Genomic DNA, 14994 nt, shown 5'->3' on the forward strand with positions numbered 1-14994 from the left:
GGGGCGCGGATCGCGGGGCGGGGTCTACGTTCGCACCCGCCGTAGTCGGTGTCGTAGCTTGAGACGGGAGCGGCCGCGCGGCTGGTCCAGGTCTTCGAGTGGGGGGCAGCGTTTGCGTCGATTAGGCGACCGAACTATCATCTGGACACATGTCCAGTTTGCTGTCGCGCGGGCGGGTGCGTTGACTGCAAACCGACGGGTGCCCTTCCCCGGTGGTTCGGCGACGGTAAAGGGTTGAGTATGCGAATCGCGCTGTTGTCCTACCGGAGCAAGGATCACTGCGGCGGGCAGGGTGTCTACGTGCGGCATCTCAGCCGCGGTCTGGTCGACCTCGGACACGACGTCGAGGTGTTCTCCGGTCAGCCCTATCCGGAGTTGCTCGATCCGCGGGTCCGCCTGACGAAGGTCCCCAGCCTGGATCTGTACCGCGAACCCGACCCGTTCCGGGTGCCGCGCCCGAGCGAGATCCGGGACTCGATCGACCTGCTGGAACTCGCCACCATGTGGACCGCCGGCTTCCCCGAGCCGCGCACGTTCACCATGCGGGTGGCCCGGCTCCTGGCCGAGCGGGCCGGTGAGTTCGACGTCGTCCACGACAACCAGAGTCTGGGCACCGGCTTGCTCAGCATCGCCGCCGGCGGAACGCCGGTGGTGGCCACCGTGCACCATCCCATCACCCGGGACCGGGTGCTGGATCTGGCTGCCGCGAAATGGTGGCGAAAGCCGTTGGTGCACCGCTGGTATGGGTTCTCCACCATGCAGAAGCAGGTGGCGGCCCAGATCCCGGACCTGCTGACGGTGTCGTCTTCGTCGGCGCAGGACATCGTCACCGACTTCGGGGTCTCCCCCGATCAACTGCACGTGGTGCCGTTGGGCGTCAATACCGATCTGTTCAAACCGGTTTCGGCGCCGCGACAACCCGGCCGGGTGATGGCGATCGCGAGTGCCGACACTCCACTCAAGGGCGTCAGCACGCTGTTGCACGCGGTCGCCAAGTTGCGGGTGAACCGCGACCTGGAACTGCGGCTGGTCGCGAAGGTGGAGACCAACGGCCCCACCCACAAGCTGATTGCGGAGTTGGGTATCTCCGACATCGTCCACATCGCCAGCGGTTTGTCCGATGCAGACCTCGCCGCTTTGTTCGCTTCGGCCGAGGTTGCTTGCATTCCCTCGCTCTACGAAGGGTTTTCGCTGCCCGCGGTGGAAGCGATGGCCAGCGGAACCCCGATCGTGGCCAGCCGGGTGGGTGCGCTGCCAGAGGTGCTGGGGACCGACGGCGCGTGTGCCGAACTGGTGGCGCCCGCCGACGTCGACGCCCTCACCCACGCGCTGGGCAAGCTGCTCGACTCGCCGGAAAAGCGGCGCAGCCTGGGCCAGGCCGGCCGGGCGCGCGCGGTCGGCGTGTTCAGCTGGGAGGCGGTGGCGGCCCAGACCGTGCGCGTCTACGAGCGCGCGATCGACCGCGCCGCTGAGGGCCGTACGCGATGCTGACGATTGACTTCGACCGGCTGGACATCGGTCCCGGCACGACGGTCATCGACGTGGGCTGCGGGGCTGGGCGGCACGCCTTCGAAGCGTATCGGCGCGGGGCTGACGTCGTCGCCTTCGACCAGAACGAGTCCGACCTGCGCGACGTGGATGCCATCCTGCGCGCGATGGGCGAAAGCGGCGAGGTACCGGAATCGGCCACTGCCAAGGTGGTTCGCGGCGATGCGCTGCATCTGCCCTATGCCGACGGAACCTTCGACTGCGTCATCGCCTCGGAGATCCTGGAGCACATACCCCACGACGAAGCCGCCATCGCCGAACTGATCCGGGTGCTCAAAGTCGGTGGCACACTAGCGGTCAGCGTGCCCCGCTGGCTTCCCGAGCGGGTGTGCTGGTTGCTGTCCGAGGAGTACCACAGCAACGAGGGCGGCCACGTCCGCATCTACCGGGCCAGCGCGCTGCGGGACAAAATCGTCGGCCGCGGACTGGAATTGACCCACGCACACCACGCGCACGCCCTGCACTCGCCGTTCTGGTGGCTCAAATGCGCTGTGGGCGTGTCGAATACGCAGCACCCCGCGGTGACCGCTTACCACAAACTCCTGGTGTGGGATCTGATGCAGCGGCCCAAGTTGACCCAGCTGGCCGAGACGGTGCTCAATCCGTTCGTCGGTAAGAGCGTGGCCATGTACTTCAGCAAGTCGCGGCCGGTAAAAACCAACGCAGCGTGAGGTATTGAATTTGCTTCGCGATAACGCGCCGGCCGTGGCCGGCATCCTCACCCCTGAGCAGTGCCGGCAGACCGCGGTGTCGATCGCGGCCGCCCAGGAGCCGTCCGGAGCCATCCCCTGGTTCGCCGGCGGCCACACCGATCCGTGGGATCACGTGGAAAACGCGATGGCCCTCACCGCGGCCGGACTGCTGGAACCGGCGCGGGCCGCCTACGAGTGGTGTCGGCGGACGCAGCGGCCCGACGGTTCCTGGCCGATTCAGTTGCGCTCGGGCGTCGTCGAGGACGCCAACAGCGACAGCAACTTCTGCGCCTACATCGCCACCGGCGTATGGCATCACGTGCTGGTCACCGGCGACGAGGCGTTCGCCGCGACGATGTGGCCGGTGGTGCACAAGGCAATCGACTTCGTCATCGACCTGCAGATCGGCTACGGCGAGATCTGCTGGGCCCGAAGCGAAGTCGGGCCGGTGCCGGAGGCGCTGCTGACCGGTTGCGCGAGCATTTATCACAGCATCCGCTGCGCGTTGGCGCTGGCCGCCTTCATCGGCGAGCCGCAACCGGAATGGGAACTGGCCGCGGGCCGGTTGGGGCATGCCATCATCGCGCACCCCGAGGCGTTCACCGAGAAGGACCGGTACTCGATGGACTGGTACTACCCCATCCTGGGTAGCGCGTTGCGTGGCCCGGCGGCCGCCGTCCGGATCAAGCAGCGCTGGGACGAATTCGTGGTGAGCGGCCTGGGTATTCGATGCGTGTCGGACCGGCCCTGGGTCACCGGTGCCGAAACGTGCGAATTGGTAATGGCTTTGGACGCTCTCGGGCACCGTTCGGCGGCGTACCGGCAGTTGGCGGCGATGCAGCACCTGCGCGAGGGCGACGGTTCTTACTGGACGGGTCTGGTGTTCGCCGACGGGAAGCGCTGGCCCGAGGAGCGGACCACGTGGACCGGTGCGGCCATGATCCTGGCCGCCGACGCGCTGTCGGACACCACCCCGGGTAGCGGGATCTTCCGCGGCGACGCGTTGCCGACGGGCCTGCAGACCGACTTCGCCTGCGAGTGCGTGGCGACCGGGTAGTCAGACCTGCTCGCCGGCCTGACCGCCGGTGCGTTCCAGCACGCGCAGCGAACCCAACGCCGCCACTTCCTTGAACTGACCGGAATCCAGTGCGCGGCAATAGATCTGGTATGGAGCGCGGCCGCCGTCTGCCGGATCGGGGAACACGTCGTGGATGACCAGCGCGCCGTCGGCGGACACCCATTTCGCCCAGCCCTCGAAGTCCCGGGCGGCGGCGGCTTCGGTGTGCCCGCCGTCGATGAACAGGAACTGCAGCGGCGTGCGCCATCCCCGCGCGACGAGCGGGGACTTGCCCACGACGGCGACGACGTGGTCGTCGAGGCCGGCGGCGTCCAGCGCGCGGCGGAAGGTCGGCAGCGTGTCGAAGAGTCCGGTGACCTCGTCGACCAATGACGAGTCGTGGTATTCCCAGCCGGCCTGGTGCTCCTCGGAGCCGTGGTGATGGTCGATGGTGAACAGCACACTGGCCGTCTCGAGCGCAGCCGCACCCAGCAGCAGGGTGGACTTGCCGCAGTAGGTGCCGATCTCGACGCCGATACCACCGTCGAGGTAGCGCCGGGCGGCGTCGTAGAGTGCGCGACCCTCGTCGCCGGGCATGAAGCCGCGCACCTGCTCGGCCAGCGCGAACAACCGGTCGGTCGCGTCGTGATCGCTCATCGGCTCAACCTATCGGTCGCTCGTCGAGCGCCGGCGCTGTGGTCGTCGGTCCTTGCTGGCTTGTCCTCGTGGGCGACTCGGCTGGACAGCAGTCCGGGGGTCAGCCGTGCGGCGCTTCGGAGATTTTGCTGTCGGGCTTGCCGACGGTCTGACAGTAGGTCTGCACCGAGAGGCGGGTGGCAGTGATCTCCAGTGAGGCCGGTTCGGTGCCGCTCTTGTCCTTGAGCATCTTGCTGACCTCCTCACTCTGCTTCTTCTCGTCCTGGCTGACGAAGTCCTTGCATTTGGTGTCGCCGCCGGTGTTGATCACTTCTGACGGCGAACAAGCACTGAACATCAGCGCGGCGATGATGACTGCGGGAGGGGCGAAGCGCTTCATCGAAGGCCTTTCAGAGTCGGGGTCGCTGCTATTTATAGACCGCGGTGCCTGATTCCAAACGCCGCCTTGGGATCCCGGCCTGCGGGTGGCCCGGGTCAGGGCTGCTTTTCCAGTGTGAACTGGTTGACGTCGATATAACCCGCGCGGAAGTTGTCGGCGCAGCCGGTGAGGTACTTCATGTAGCGGTCGTAGACCTCTTCGGACTGAATGGCGATCGCTTCGTCGCGCCGGGATTTCAGCGCGGCCCCCCACAGGTCGAGGGTCTTGGCGTAGTGCTGTTGCAGCGACTGCTGGCGGGTCAGGGAGAAGCCGGCCTTCCCCGCGTGCGTGGCCACCATGTTGGTGCTGGGTAGCCGTCCGCCGGGGAAGATCTCGGTGAGGATGAACTTGGCGAAGCGGACCGTGTCCATGGTGATGGGCAGACCACTTGCGGTGAGCTGCTCCTGATCCAGCACGGTGATCGAGTGCAGCAGCATGACGCCGTCGGCGGGCAGGACCTGGTAGGCCAGCGCGAAGAAGTCGTCGTAACGGTCGTAGCCGAAGTGCTCGAACGCTCCGATCGACACGATGCGGTCGACGGGCTCGTCGAACTCTTCCCAGCCCTGCAGCAGCACCCGCCGGCTGCGCTCGGTGTCCAGCTCGTCGAACGTCTGCTGCACGTGCGCGGCCTGGTTCTTGGACAGGGTCAGCCCGATGACGTTGACGTCGTACTTCTCGATCGCGCGGCGCATGGTGGCGCCCCACCCGCAGCCCACGTCCAGCAACGTCATGCCCGGCTGCAGACCCAACTTTCCCAGCGACAGGTCGATCTTGGCGAGCTGCGCCTCTTCCAGGCTCATGTCGTCGCGCTCGAAGTAGGCGCAACTGTAGGTCCGGGTCGGGTCGAGGAACAGTTCAAAGAACTCGTCCGACAGGTCGTAATGGGCCTGTACGTCGTCGAAGTGCGGCGTCAATCGCTCGTTCATGAGGTGGGGAGATGCCTTTCCGGCTTCAGAGGCACTGGGGAGCCCGGCATTGCCGCCGTTGGCTACCCGAGGGTTCCCCGGAAAGCCCAGATCAAACGGTGCGGCGATGAGTTTCGCTCGCACCGCGGGTCATAACGTTCACAACGGACACATCGACAACGTGCGCGAACAAAGGTGGATTTCATGTCTCATGCCTCCCCGACCCTACCCCCTGTCGCCGATCATCAGACCTGGCGCGCTCAGCTGGATGAACTTCGCAAACGCGAGAAGGCCGCCACCCGGGAACTGGATGCCATCGCCGCCCAGCGCCGCCGGCTCCCGATGGTCGCCCTGCCCGATTACACGCTGATCGGCGCCGATGGTCCCCTCAGTCTGAGCGAGGTGTTCGGCGGCCGCGCGCAGCTCATCACCTACCACCACATGTGGTCGCCGGGAGCGGACTGGCAGTGCGGCGGCTGCACGGGATTCACCTCGCAGTTCACCCGATTGGAATTCCTGGACAACTACGACGCCCGGTTCGTCGTCGTCACCACCGGAACCATCGAGGAGGCCCTGGCGTACCGGAAGAAGGTCGGCAACAGGATGGAGTGGTACTCGTCGTCGGACAGCACGTTCTCCGCGGACATGGACGCACCGGCCGGCGGCGGGTTCGCGGTGAATGTGTTCCTGCGCGACGGTGACGCGGTGTACCGCACCTGGCACACGGCCGGCCGGGGCACCGAGCAGCTCAGCCATTCGTTCGGCCTGATCGACATCCTGCCGTGGGGCCGGCAGGAGGAATGGCTCGATTCGCCGCCGGGCTGGCCGTCCCGACCCACCTATTCCGGCTGGCTCGACTCCCCCGACATCGCCCGCGCTTACGGCGCCCCGCATTAAGCAATCCGGTTACTGGACTGGGTTCAACAAAGTCTTGACTGAATCCAGACGAGCGCGAAATATGTGCGCTGTGTCCTCAGCCCAGGATTACGCCGAGCAATTGCGGCGGGCCGATCTGCGGGTGACACGACCAAGGATCGCAGTGCTGGAAGCCGTGCAGGTACATCCGCACGCCGACACCGACACCATCTTCTCCGCCGTACGGCTGGGCCTGCCCGCCGTGTCCCGCCAAGCCGTCTATGACGTCCTGAACGCGCTGACCGCGGTCGGTCTGGTCCGGCGAATCCAGCCGTCCGGCTCGGTGGCACGGTACGAGTCCCGGGTCGGCGACAACCACCACCACGTCGTGTGCCGATCCTGCGGGGTGATCGCCGACATCGATTGCGCGGTCGGTCAGGCTCCCTGCCTGACTCCGTCGGACGACGACAACGTCTTGGATGGGTTCGTTCTCGACGAGGCCGAAGTCATCTATTGGGGCCTGTGCCCCGACTGTTCGAGTGATTCCTGATCACAACCGTGGTCACTGCCCGTTTCACCTAACACCCGGAAGGAATGCTGTGTCATCCGATACGTCCGACAGCCGCCCACCCCACGACGACGCGGGAACCGCCAGCACGAGCGAGAGCGAGAACCCGGCGATCCCCTCGCCCACGCCAAAGTCGGATGCGCCGCGGACCAACCAGGACTGGTGGCCCAATCAGATCGATGTGTCGAAGCTGCACCCGCACTCGCCGCAGTCCAACCCGCTGGGCGAGGACTTCGACTACGCCGCGGAGTTCGCCAAGCTCGACGTCGACGCGCTCAAGGCCGACCTGACGTCGGTGATGACCACCTCGCAGGACTGGTGGCCCGCCGACTACGGCCACTACGGCGGCTTCTTCATCCGGATGAGCTGGCACGCGGCCGGCACCTACCGCATCTACGACGGTCGCGGCGGCGGCGGCCAGGGACTGCAGCGGTTCGCGCCGCTGAACAGCTGGCCCGACAACGCCAGCCTGGACAAGGCGCGCCGGCTGTTGTGGCCGGTCAAGAAGAAGTACGGCAACAAGATCTCCTGGGCAGACCTGCTGGTCTTCGCCGGCAACGTGGCCCTGGAGTCGATGGGATTCGAGACGTTCGGCTTCGCGTTCGGTCGTCCGGATGTCTGGGAGCCCGAAGAGATCCTGTTCGGCGAAGAGGACGAATGGCTGGGCACCAACAAGCGTTATTCCGGTAAGCGTGACCTCGCCGAGCCGTACGGCGCGACCACGATGGGTTTGATCTACGTCAACCCCGAGGGGCCCGAAGGCAAGCCGGATCCGATCGCCGCCGCGCACGACATCCGGGAAACGTTCGGCCGGATGGCCATGAACGACGAGGAGACCGCCGCGCTGATCGTGGGTGGCCACAGCTTCGGCAAGACGCACGGTGCCGGCGACGCCGGCCTAGTGGGACCCGAGCCGGAGGCGGCCCCGATCGAGGCGCAGGGGCTGGGCTGGCAAAGCTCGTACGGCAGCGGCGTGGGCAAGGACGCCATCACCAGTGGACTGGAAGTGGTCTGGACACCGACCCCGACCAAGTGGGACAACAGCTTCCTGGAGACGCTGTACGGCTACGAATGGGAGCTGACCAAGAGCCCCGCCGGTGCCTGGCAGTACACCGCGAAGGACGGTGCCGGCGCCGGGACCATCCCCGACCCGTTCGGTGGCCCGGGCCGCAACCCGACCATGCTCGTCACCGACGTCTCACTGCGCGAGGATCCGATCTACCGCGAGATCACCAGCCGCTGGTTGAAGAACCCCGACCAGCTCTCCGAGGCCTTCGCCAAGGCTTGGTACAAGCTGCTGCATCGCGATCTGGGACCGATCTCGCGCTACCTCGGGCCCTGGGTTGCCGAGCCGCAGCTGTGGCAGGACCCGGTTCCGGCGGTCGACCACGCTCTGGTCGACGACCAGGATGTGGCGTCGCTGAAGGCCAAGGTTCTCGACTCCGGTCTGACGGTCCCCCAGCTGGTCAAGGCGGCGTGGTCGTCGGCGAGCAGCTACCGCAACACCGACAAGCGCGGCGGGGCGAACGGGGCGCGGGTTCGGCTGGAGCCGCAGAAGGACTGGGAGGTCAACGAGCCGGCTGAGCTGGGTCAGACGTTGGCGGTCCTCGGGCAGATTCAGCAGGACTTCAACGCCTCTGCCGGGGACGGCAAGAAGATCTCCTTGGCCGACCTGATTGTGCTGGCCGGGTCCGCGGCGGTGGAGAAGGCGGCCAAGGACGGCGGCTACGAGATCTCGGTGCACTTCGCCCCCGGGCGCACCGATGCCACGCAGGAGAACACCGACGTGGAGTCGTTCTCGGTGCTCGAACCGCAGGCCGACGGGTTCCGCAACTACGTGCGCCCCGGCGAAAAGGCGCCACTCGAGCAGCTGCTGCTCGAGCGTGCCTACCTGCTGGGGGTGACCGGCCCCGAGTTGACGGTGCTCATCGGTGGTCTGCGTGCCCTGGGCGCCAATCACGGCGGCACCAAGCACGGCGTCTTCACCGACAAGACCGGCGTGCTGACCAACGACTTCTTCGTCAACCTGCTCGACATGGGTACGCAGTGGAAGCCGTCGGAGACCGCAGAGAACGTCTACGAGGGCACCGACCGGGCGACCGGCGAACTCAAGCGGACCGCCACCGCCAACGACCTGGTGTTCGGCTCGAACTCGATCTTGCGGGCCTTGGTCGAGGTGTACGCGCAGGACGACAATCAGGGCAAGTTCGTCGAGGACTTCGTCGCCGCCTGGGTCAAGGTGATGAACAGCGACCGGTTCGACCTGAATTAGTTCGGGGCGAGAGGGCACCCCGCGGGCCACGTGCTCGCGGGGTGTCGCTTTCTCAGCAGACGTGGTTGGCCGGACCGATGACCGCCCACACCGTCTTTCCGGAGTCGGTGGGAGTGTTCCCCCACTCACGGCTGAGGACCCGCAGGACCTCCACGCCTGACGCGCCGGCACGGCTGTACAGATATGGCGCAGTTGCGTGGGCGTGGGATCCGGGTCGTCGACGGCAACCGTGACGCTGGCGCCGTTGGTTTCCAACCGCAGCTTCGCGCAGCCGCCGGAACGCTGATTGATCAGATCCTCGAAGAACACCGTCGCGACGGTCGTGGCCGCGGGGATGAACTCGCACTTCGACCATCGGGTGAGCCAGTCGGTGATCAGGCTGCAGGCCCGTGCCACCGTGTCCGGCATGATCGGCAACTCGACGTGCGCGCGACGCCGCAGCGGACTCTCGCGGGGCACGTTGGCGACGGCTTCGGTTAGCGACGATAAACCGTCAGATACCGCGTCAAACCGTTACGCCGGATCGCCTCGCGACCTTGCTGGTGGGAGCAGACCAGCGCCATCGGAACCTCGTGCCAGACGTTGACCTGCCAGTAGGCGTTGAGGAACACCATCCAAGCCGAGGCGGCCGACACCTCCAGTTCGGACACGTCCACCACCACCGCGACCGGGTCGTCGACGGCGGTCTTGACCAGGTAATCCCGCAGCCGCAGATACGTGGTGCTGTCGAGCACACCTACAGCAGTAACCAGGGTGACGTCGTCGCGCACGGACGGCGTCAACTCCAGTCGACTATGAATGCCCAAGCTGCGCCCCCTAGCCCAGAACCACCACCTGTGCGTATCTTGCACCGGGCGTCCTAACTGTGGCAACGGCCGTTCGTCGATCGAGCTTGCCGGATGCGATGTCAGCAAACGATGTTCGGCGCGGCACCGATCAGCGCGTCAAGTCCCACTGCCCGTAGTCAGCCGCAAGGATGTCGTCCACGTCCACTTTGATGCCGTTGAGGACGGGACCTTCGAGCACTCGCTGATACAACACCGCGGCCGGCTCGCGCTGGCCGTGCGACCACCCGATCGTCTGCCATGCCCATTTGTGGCCCGGGGTGGTCGAGTTTCCGATGACACCGTCTTTGATCGCCCAGCCGCATACCTGGTAGCTGCCGTAGATGCCGCTGCGGCCGACGCCGAGTACCGAGTTGATGCCTCGAAACCATTGCAGCGCAACGGTGTTCCAGGTGTTCTGGTCGATGTCCTCGTCGACGCTGAAGAAGATCGGGGCCGACGGTGGGCCGCCCGCGGCCGCGTGCAGGCTCTGCGCCGTCTGGGCATCGGCCACGCCGCCGTCATATCCGCGGGTGTAGTCCGACGGCGAGTCGACCCAGCCCGGCTTGCCGTATTGAAAGTTGCTGACGATGTGCAGACCGGCGGCGCGCAGGGAGTCGGCGTACTGGCGGGTGATCGGCTTGGCTTCGAAGTGCGCGCCGGGCCGCTCCGTCGACACGTAGTTGACGACCCCGTCGTAGCCGGCCGCCTTGATCTCTTCGGGTGGGATGCGGCGTTCGGCGAAATCGATCAACTGGCCGCTGGCCGCCGACGCCTTCGGTGGGTTCTGAGTGGCGGCCCACGTCCCCAGGCCGAGCAATACCGGAGCGGCGGCGTACCGGAACGCGTCGCGTCGGGTCACCGAACGCGCATCGAGGTGCCTACCTGGTGATTCAGCCGAATCGTGCACGGCGCGATGGTAACAAGCCTGTTGTCGCAGCACCCGGTCAATGCCCGGAGAAGTTCGGCGACCTCTTCTGGGCGAACGCCGACAACCCCTCCTTGGCGTCTTGGGAGCGCATGACCTCTCTGACGAAGCGTCGCTCGATGCGGCGCGCGTCTGCGTCGTCGAGCCATCCGCTGGCCAGGATCGACGCCTTAGCATTGCGGACGGCCAACGGACCATTGGCGGCGATCCGCGCGGCGATCCCGCGTGCCTTGGCCAGTGACTGCCCGGTGGGCACGACATGTCCGACGAGGCCGAAGTGATAAGCCTCCTCGGCAGTGAGGGGATCGCCGGTCAGGATCATCTCCATGGCTTTGGTGTAGGGGATCTGGCGCTTGAGTCGCACGGTGGATCCGGCGCCGGCGATCATCCCGAACTTGGCTTCCGGCAATCCGAAGACGGCCTGCTGCTCGGCGATCCGGATATCGGTCTGCTGCAACATTTCACACCCGCCGCCCAGGCACGGCCCGTTGACCGCCGCGATCAGCGGCTTGGCCAGCGACCGGCTGAGCAGCAGGCCCTCGCTGATGATCGTGCCGACATCCTTGGGCGGCGCCGAATCCGACGGCTTGGCCGCCTCGACCATCCACCCGTCGGCCAAATCGCCGCCTACACAATAGGAGTCGCCGGCCCCCGTCAGGATCGCCGCCCGGATCCCGTCGTCGGCGTCGATCTCGTCCCAGGCAGCCGCCATCAAGGTGAGCATCGACGGCGTGAGTGCGTTCTTGCGACGTGGATTGTTCATCGTGAGAATGACGACGTCACCGTCGCGCTGGTAGCTCAAATGAGGTTCGGTCATTCGTCCGCCTATCGTAAAAGTTTGTGCTGCAGTGCGATTGGTCGATTGCCGCGCGCAGATTCGACGGCGGGAGCGTCGTCGTCGGGCATCGGACAAGTATCGCCGACAGCCGGCAGAACGCCAGTGTGCTGCGCATCTCGAATCAACCCGCGCGCGGGTCGGGTGCGAGTCGCTACCATCTTGCTGTGCGTCGAGAAAATGCCCGGAAATCGGTTGATCTTGGCCTCGCGGTGCTCGCGACCGTGGCCGCCCTCCTGTCGGCCGGCGTGGTCTTGCCCATCGCCGCGCTGGTCGCGCCGCCGTCAGCGGCGGCCGCGAACTGTCCACAGATCGAGGTCGTCTTCGCCCGCGGCCGACTCGAGTCGCCGGGCACCGGCGTCCTGGGCAATGCGTTCATCAACGCGCTCAGCTCCAAGGTGGGCGGTCGCAGCATGGGCACTTACGCCGTGAAGTACCCGGCGGACACCGAGGTCGACGTCGGCGCCAACGACATGAGCCGGCACATCCAATACATGGTCAACAACTGCCCGAACACCCGGCTGGTGCTCGGCGGCTACTCGCTCGGTGCCGCGGTCACCGATGTGGTGCTCGCGGTTCCCATGAGCGCCTTCGGGTTCGACAGTCCCCTGCCGCCCGAGGCGGAGCAGCACATCGCCGCGGTGGCGTTGTTCGGCAACGGCAGCCAATGGGTCGGGCCCATCACCAACTTCAACCCGGTCTACAACGACCGGACCATCGAGCTCTGTCACGGCGCCGACCCGATCTGTAATCCGGCCGACCCGAACACGTGGAAGCAGAATTGGCCGGCGCACCTCGCAAGTGCCTATGTGGCCGACGGGATGGCCAACGAGGCGGCCGATTTCGTCGCGGGCAAGCTGTAGCCGCTACCGCCATCTGGGCCGGGGCCGCGCGGTACGGCCGCGCCTGCCGATAGCCGCGGGCAGTATGCGCCGGGCGCGCAGGCTCCGCCGCAGACGACGGGCCACTACCAGGACGATCAGGCTCCCCGCGGTTCTGCCCAGGGCCAGCCGGCTGGTGCGCTGCTGCCAGGACGGTGCTCTGTTCCTGGCCGGCGATCTCGCGCCGGCGTGCCGGCCGAACTGGTAGCCGGTGCACAACGCAGTCAGCAGCGCAAAGCCGATTACAAACGCCGCCATGCTCAACAGCGTGCTCGGTTGCGGTCGCGTCGAGGTCACATGCCAGATACACCTCGGCCAAAAAGTCGCGCTCGCGGTAATGGAATGCAACCTAAAATCAGTTTGAAAATAAGAGCCGAGACCGGCGAAGAGCCGGGCCGGCACAGGAAAGAGATAACCTCACCCTGAGTTCAACTATTGCCGGCGAGTCTCATATGTTCGTCGTGCGGAAATCTCTTCAGTTATCCGCGATAGCTGTGCTATAGGGCCGCGCGGTGCCGTTGCGGCCGTGGTGCGTCCGGCGGGACGGGTCGCCCGGCGCGTCCGCTGCGGCAGGCCCCTCCAATCGACGAGTCGGAGTCCTGGTGACGGCTGCACGGATCGGGTGTGGCCCTGTCGCAGACGGTCGCGTCGAACCTGGCATTCCGCGAAAGACGGTCACTGACAGGCTGATTCAGCGCGGCCGGGCGGGTGTCGTTTCGCGCGGCCGGCGTCTGGGCGGCGCATTCCAGGACAAACCGGACTGCGGGACTGTTGCGCCGCGCCGGGCCGCCGTTCTTTCCGCGCCGCATCCCGCGCTCGGCAACAGCGGCCTTAATTCTATGAAGTGCATGTGACTAAAAATCAGGGTGAATGTTGTGAAAACATCAAGATCAGCGTCCATTTATGGGACGGACACGTTGGGACGGTTCGGCACAGAGTCAATACCGTGTCGAAATAACAACGCAACACACAGACGTGTGCGTGTGCAATTTTCCCAATTCTTGTTGGAGGAAATCCTATGTCTTTCGTTCGCACATATCCAGAGCACTTGACGGCGGCCGCCAGCAACCTGCAGTCGCTGGGCGCGGCGCTGAACATCGGGACCGCGGCGGCCGCCGCCCCGACCACCGGCGTGGTTCCCGCGGCTGCCGACGAGGTGTCGATCCTGACCGCGGCGCAGTTCGCCACCCACGCGATCCGGTTCCAGGAACTGCACGCCCAGGCGGCCCGGATCCAGGCCACGTTGACGGCGACGCTTTCGGCCAGCGGCGGCTCGTACGCGGAGACCGAAGCTGCCAACGCCGCGGCAGCGGGCTAGTCAGCCTCGGACATCTAGGGAGTCATAGCAATGGTGGACTACGGATTGTTGCCGCCCGAGATCAATTCCGGGCGCATTTATGCAGGCCCGGGTGCGGGTTCGCTGGTGGCCGCGGCGGTCGCCTGGGGCAACCTGGCCGCTGACCTCGGCGAGGCCGCGGCCGGACACCGTTCGGTGATCGAGAGCCTGACCAGCGGCCCCTGGCTGGGACCGGCCTCAGCGCAGCTGGTTGCGGCTGTCTCGCCGTTCGTGACGTGGTTGAGCAGCAGCGCCGAACAGGCAGCCGAGGCCGCCAGTCAATCCGCCGCGGCAGCGGCCGCCTACGACGCGGCGTTCGCGGCCAGCGTCCCGCCGCCACTGATTGCGGGCAACCGGGCCCTGGTGCAGGAGCTGACCGCCACGAACCTGCTCGGCCAGAACAGCGCGGCCATCGCGCAGCTCGAGGCCCAGTACGCCGAGTTCTGGGCCCAGGACTCTGGCGCGATGTATGCCTATGCGGGTCGCGCGTCGTCGGCGACCCAGCTGTCCGAGCTGGCGGCGCCGGCCGAGGTGGCGGACCCCTACGGCCTGGTCGACCAGGCGCTGGCGGTGTTCAAGGCGGAGTACAACTCCGCGTACACCAACGTCAACCAGGTGCTGGCGCAGATCAACCCGAGGGTCGGCGATGTGCTGAAGACGCTGTCGACGCCGATCAACCAGCAGGCGATCGACGCGTTCCTGGTGCAGAACACGCCGCTGGACGACATCGTCGGGCTGTACAGCAAGTACATCGGGCCGTACGTGCAGGCGCTGCAATCCGGGATTCAGTCCACCCAGTCCTTCGGTCAGGTCACCAACGGTCTGGTGGCGGCAGCCAACTTCGCCAAGCCGGCCGCGTCCGCTGCCAAGGCCGCCGAAGGCGCGGCGTCGGCGGCCGGTGCTGCCGCCTCCAGCGCGGGCCAGGCCGCGGCCGGTGCAGGTCAGGCGGCAGCCGGTGCGGCGGCAACGCTCGGCAAGGCCATTCCGATCGGCGGCTTGTCGGCCCCGGCCAGCTGGGTCCCGTGGCAGTCCACCCTCAACCCCGGCGTCGCGTCGGCGATTCCGGCCGGCGTCGAGACCGCCAACAGCTTCCCGATGGCGCCGCCGTTCGGACAGTTCCTCAACGGTGGCTACGGCCGGAACCAGCCGACCTACGGATTCAAGCCGTCGGTCATGGCCAAGCCGCCGGCAGCCGGCTAGCGGTCGGATCTGGGGGAC

Annotated in this window: 16 protein-coding genes; 9 read left to right on the forward strand and 7 right to left on the reverse strand. The window is 66.5% G+C overall.

The genetic code is table 11. From position 1 onward, the window contains the following. Positions 1 to 240: 240 nt before the first annotated feature. The 3 genes from manT to mmpH are packed head-to-tail and all read left to right on the forward strand — an operon-like array spanning position 241 to position 3297. On the forward strand, positions 241 to 1491 hold the full coding sequence (manT, locus tag AC5Y4D_RS03035) for an MMP alpha-(1->4)-mannosyltransferase (RefSeq protein ID WP_499990756.1): 1251 nt from the start codon (positions 241 to 243) through the stop codon (positions 1489 to 1491). Then, positions 1485 to 2219, forward strand: coding sequence for a class I SAM-dependent methyltransferase (locus AC5Y4D_RS03040; protein ID WP_499945871.1), 735 nt, complete (start codon positions 1485 to 1487; stop codon positions 2217 to 2219). Before manT ends, AC5Y4D_RS03040 begins: the two co-directional genes overlap by 7 nt. A 10-nt stretch (positions 2220 to 2229) precedes the next feature. Next, on the forward strand, positions 2230 to 3297 hold the full coding sequence (gene mmpH, locus AC5Y4D_RS03045) for an MMP endo-(1,4)-3-O-methyl-alpha-D-mannosidase (protein WP_500036321.1): 1068 nt from the start codon (positions 2230 to 2232) through the stop codon (positions 3295 to 3297). On the opposite strand, the gene AC5Y4D_RS03050 is transcribed toward mmpH, so the two are convergent. The 3 genes from AC5Y4D_RS03050 to AC5Y4D_RS03060 form a co-directional block, all read right to left on the reverse strand. Beyond that, positions 3298 to 3954, reverse strand: a complete 657-nt coding sequence (locus AC5Y4D_RS03050) for a class I SAM-dependent methyltransferase (RefSeq protein ID WP_500036322.1) — start codon at positions 3952 to 3954, stop codon at positions 3298 to 3300. A 100-nt stretch (positions 3955 to 4054) separates the two neighbouring features. Further along, a complete protein-coding gene (locus AC5Y4D_RS03055; protein ID WP_499945874.1) occupies positions 4055 to 4333 on the reverse strand; it encodes a hypothetical protein in 279 nt (92 codons plus the stop codon). A 95-nt stretch (positions 4334 to 4428) separates the two neighbouring features. After that, positions 4429 to 5298, reverse strand: coding sequence for a cyclopropane mycolic acid synthase family methyltransferase (locus AC5Y4D_RS03060; protein ID WP_500036323.1), 870 nt, complete (start codon positions 5296 to 5298; stop codon positions 4429 to 4431). 183 nt (positions 5299 to 5481) lie between these two features. On the opposite strand from AC5Y4D_RS03060, the gene AC5Y4D_RS03065 reads away from it, so the two are divergent. The 3 genes from AC5Y4D_RS03065 (at position 5482) to katG (ending at position 8972) form a co-directional block, all read left to right on the forward strand. Then, a complete protein-coding gene (locus AC5Y4D_RS03065; RefSeq protein ID WP_500036324.1) occupies positions 5482 to 6174 on the forward strand; it encodes a DUF899 domain-containing protein in 693 nt (230 codons plus the stop codon). A gap of 70 nt (positions 6175 to 6244) precedes the next feature. After that, on the forward strand, positions 6245 to 6682 hold the full coding sequence (locus AC5Y4D_RS03070) for a Fur family transcriptional regulator (RefSeq protein ID WP_500036325.1): 438 nt from the start codon (positions 6245 to 6247) through the stop codon (positions 6680 to 6682). Between the two features lie 49 nt (positions 6683 to 6731). Next, a complete protein-coding gene (katG, locus tag AC5Y4D_RS03075) occupies positions 6732 to 8972 on the forward strand; it encodes a catalase/peroxidase HPI (RefSeq protein ID WP_499945878.1) in 2241 nt (746 codons plus the stop codon). Positions 8973 to 9448: 476 nt separating this feature from the next. Here the strand turns inward: katG and AC5Y4D_RS03080 are convergent, their stop codons facing one another. The 3 genes from AC5Y4D_RS03080 to AC5Y4D_RS03090 all read right to left on the reverse strand — a co-directional run bounded on the left by AC5Y4D_RS03080 (position 9449) and on the right by AC5Y4D_RS03090 (position 11541). Then, entirely contained in the window at positions 9449 to 9778 is a 330-nt protein-coding gene (locus AC5Y4D_RS03080) for an STAS domain-containing protein (RefSeq protein WP_499945879.1), read from the reverse strand. Between the two features lie 130 nt (positions 9779 to 9908). Then, a complete protein-coding gene (locus tag AC5Y4D_RS03085) occupies positions 9909 to 10706 on the reverse strand; it encodes a DUF1906 domain-containing protein (protein WP_499945880.1) in 798 nt (265 codons plus the stop codon). 37 nt (positions 10707 to 10743) lie between these two features. Next, positions 10744 to 11541, reverse strand: coding sequence for an enoyl-CoA hydratase-related protein (locus AC5Y4D_RS03090; RefSeq protein ID WP_499945881.1), 798 nt, complete (start codon positions 11539 to 11541; stop codon positions 10744 to 10746). 242 nt (positions 11542 to 11783) lie between these two features. Between AC5Y4D_RS03090 and AC5Y4D_RS03095 the strand changes: the two genes are divergently transcribed. Beyond that, positions 11784 to 12422: a cutinase family protein gene (locus AC5Y4D_RS03095; RefSeq protein WP_499945882.1), complete on the forward strand. Its 639-nt coding sequence runs from the start codon at positions 11784 to 11786 to the stop codon at positions 12420 to 12422. A 3-nt stretch (positions 12423 to 12425) separates the two neighbouring features. Here AC5Y4D_RS03095 and AC5Y4D_RS03100 read toward each other — a convergent pair whose 3' ends face one another. After that, on the reverse strand, positions 12426 to 12698 hold the full coding sequence (locus tag AC5Y4D_RS03100) for a hypothetical protein (RefSeq protein WP_499945883.1): 273 nt from the start codon (positions 12696 to 12698) through the stop codon (positions 12426 to 12428). 760 nt (positions 12699 to 13458) lie between these two features. Between AC5Y4D_RS03100 and AC5Y4D_RS03105 the strand changes: the two genes are divergently transcribed. Together AC5Y4D_RS03105 and AC5Y4D_RS03110 are read left to right on the forward strand one after the other, a co-directional pair. Then, positions 13459 to 13758: a PE family protein gene (locus AC5Y4D_RS03105; RefSeq protein WP_499945884.1), complete on the forward strand. Its 300-nt coding sequence runs from the start codon at positions 13459 to 13461 to the stop codon at positions 13756 to 13758. Positions 13759 to 13788: 30 nt separating this feature from the next. Further along, positions 13789 to 14976, forward strand: a complete 1188-nt coding sequence (locus tag AC5Y4D_RS03110) for a PPE family protein (RefSeq protein WP_499945885.1) — start codon at positions 13789 to 13791, stop codon at positions 14974 to 14976. Positions 14977 to 14994: the final 18 nt, after the last annotated feature.

This window comes from Mycobacterium sp. NGS67 (assembly GCF_059812185.1).

Coding starts and splice junctions, on each gene's coding strand:
- AC5Y4D_RS03110 (WP_499945885.1), top strand. CDS start 13,789: ATGGTGGACTACGGATTGTTGCCGCCCGAGATCAATTCCGGGCGCATT.
- AC5Y4D_RS03090 (WP_499945881.1), bottom strand. CDS start 11,541: ATGACCGAACCTCATTTGAGCTACCAGCGCGACGGTGACGTCGTCATT.
- AC5Y4D_RS03060 (WP_500036323.1), bottom strand. CDS start 5,298: ATGAACGAGCGATTGACGCCGCACTTCGACGACGTACAGGCCCATTAC.
- AC5Y4D_RS03050 (WP_500036322.1), bottom strand. CDS start 3,954: ATGAGCGATCACGACGCGACCGACCGGTTGTTCGCGCTGGCCGAGCAG.
- AC5Y4D_RS03055 (WP_499945874.1), bottom strand. CDS start 4,333: ATGAAGCGCTTCGCCCCTCCCGCAGTCATCATCGCCGCGCTGATGTTC.
- manT (WP_499990756.1), top strand. CDS start 241: ATGCGAATCGCGCTGTTGTCCTACCGGAGCAAGGATCACTGCGGCGGG.
- AC5Y4D_RS03040 (WP_499945871.1), top strand. CDS start 1,485: ATGCTGACGATTGACTTCGACCGGCTGGACATCGGTCCCGGCACGACG.
- AC5Y4D_RS03100 (WP_499945883.1), bottom strand. CDS start 12,698: ATGGCGGCGTTTGTAATCGGCTTTGCGCTGCTGACTGCGTTGTGCACC.
- AC5Y4D_RS03105 (WP_499945884.1), top strand. CDS start 13,459: ATGTCTTTCGTTCGCACATATCCAGAGCACTTGACGGCGGCCGCCAGC.
- AC5Y4D_RS03065 (WP_500036324.1), top strand. CDS start 5,482: ATGTCTCATGCCTCCCCGACCCTACCCCCTGTCGCCGATCATCAGACC.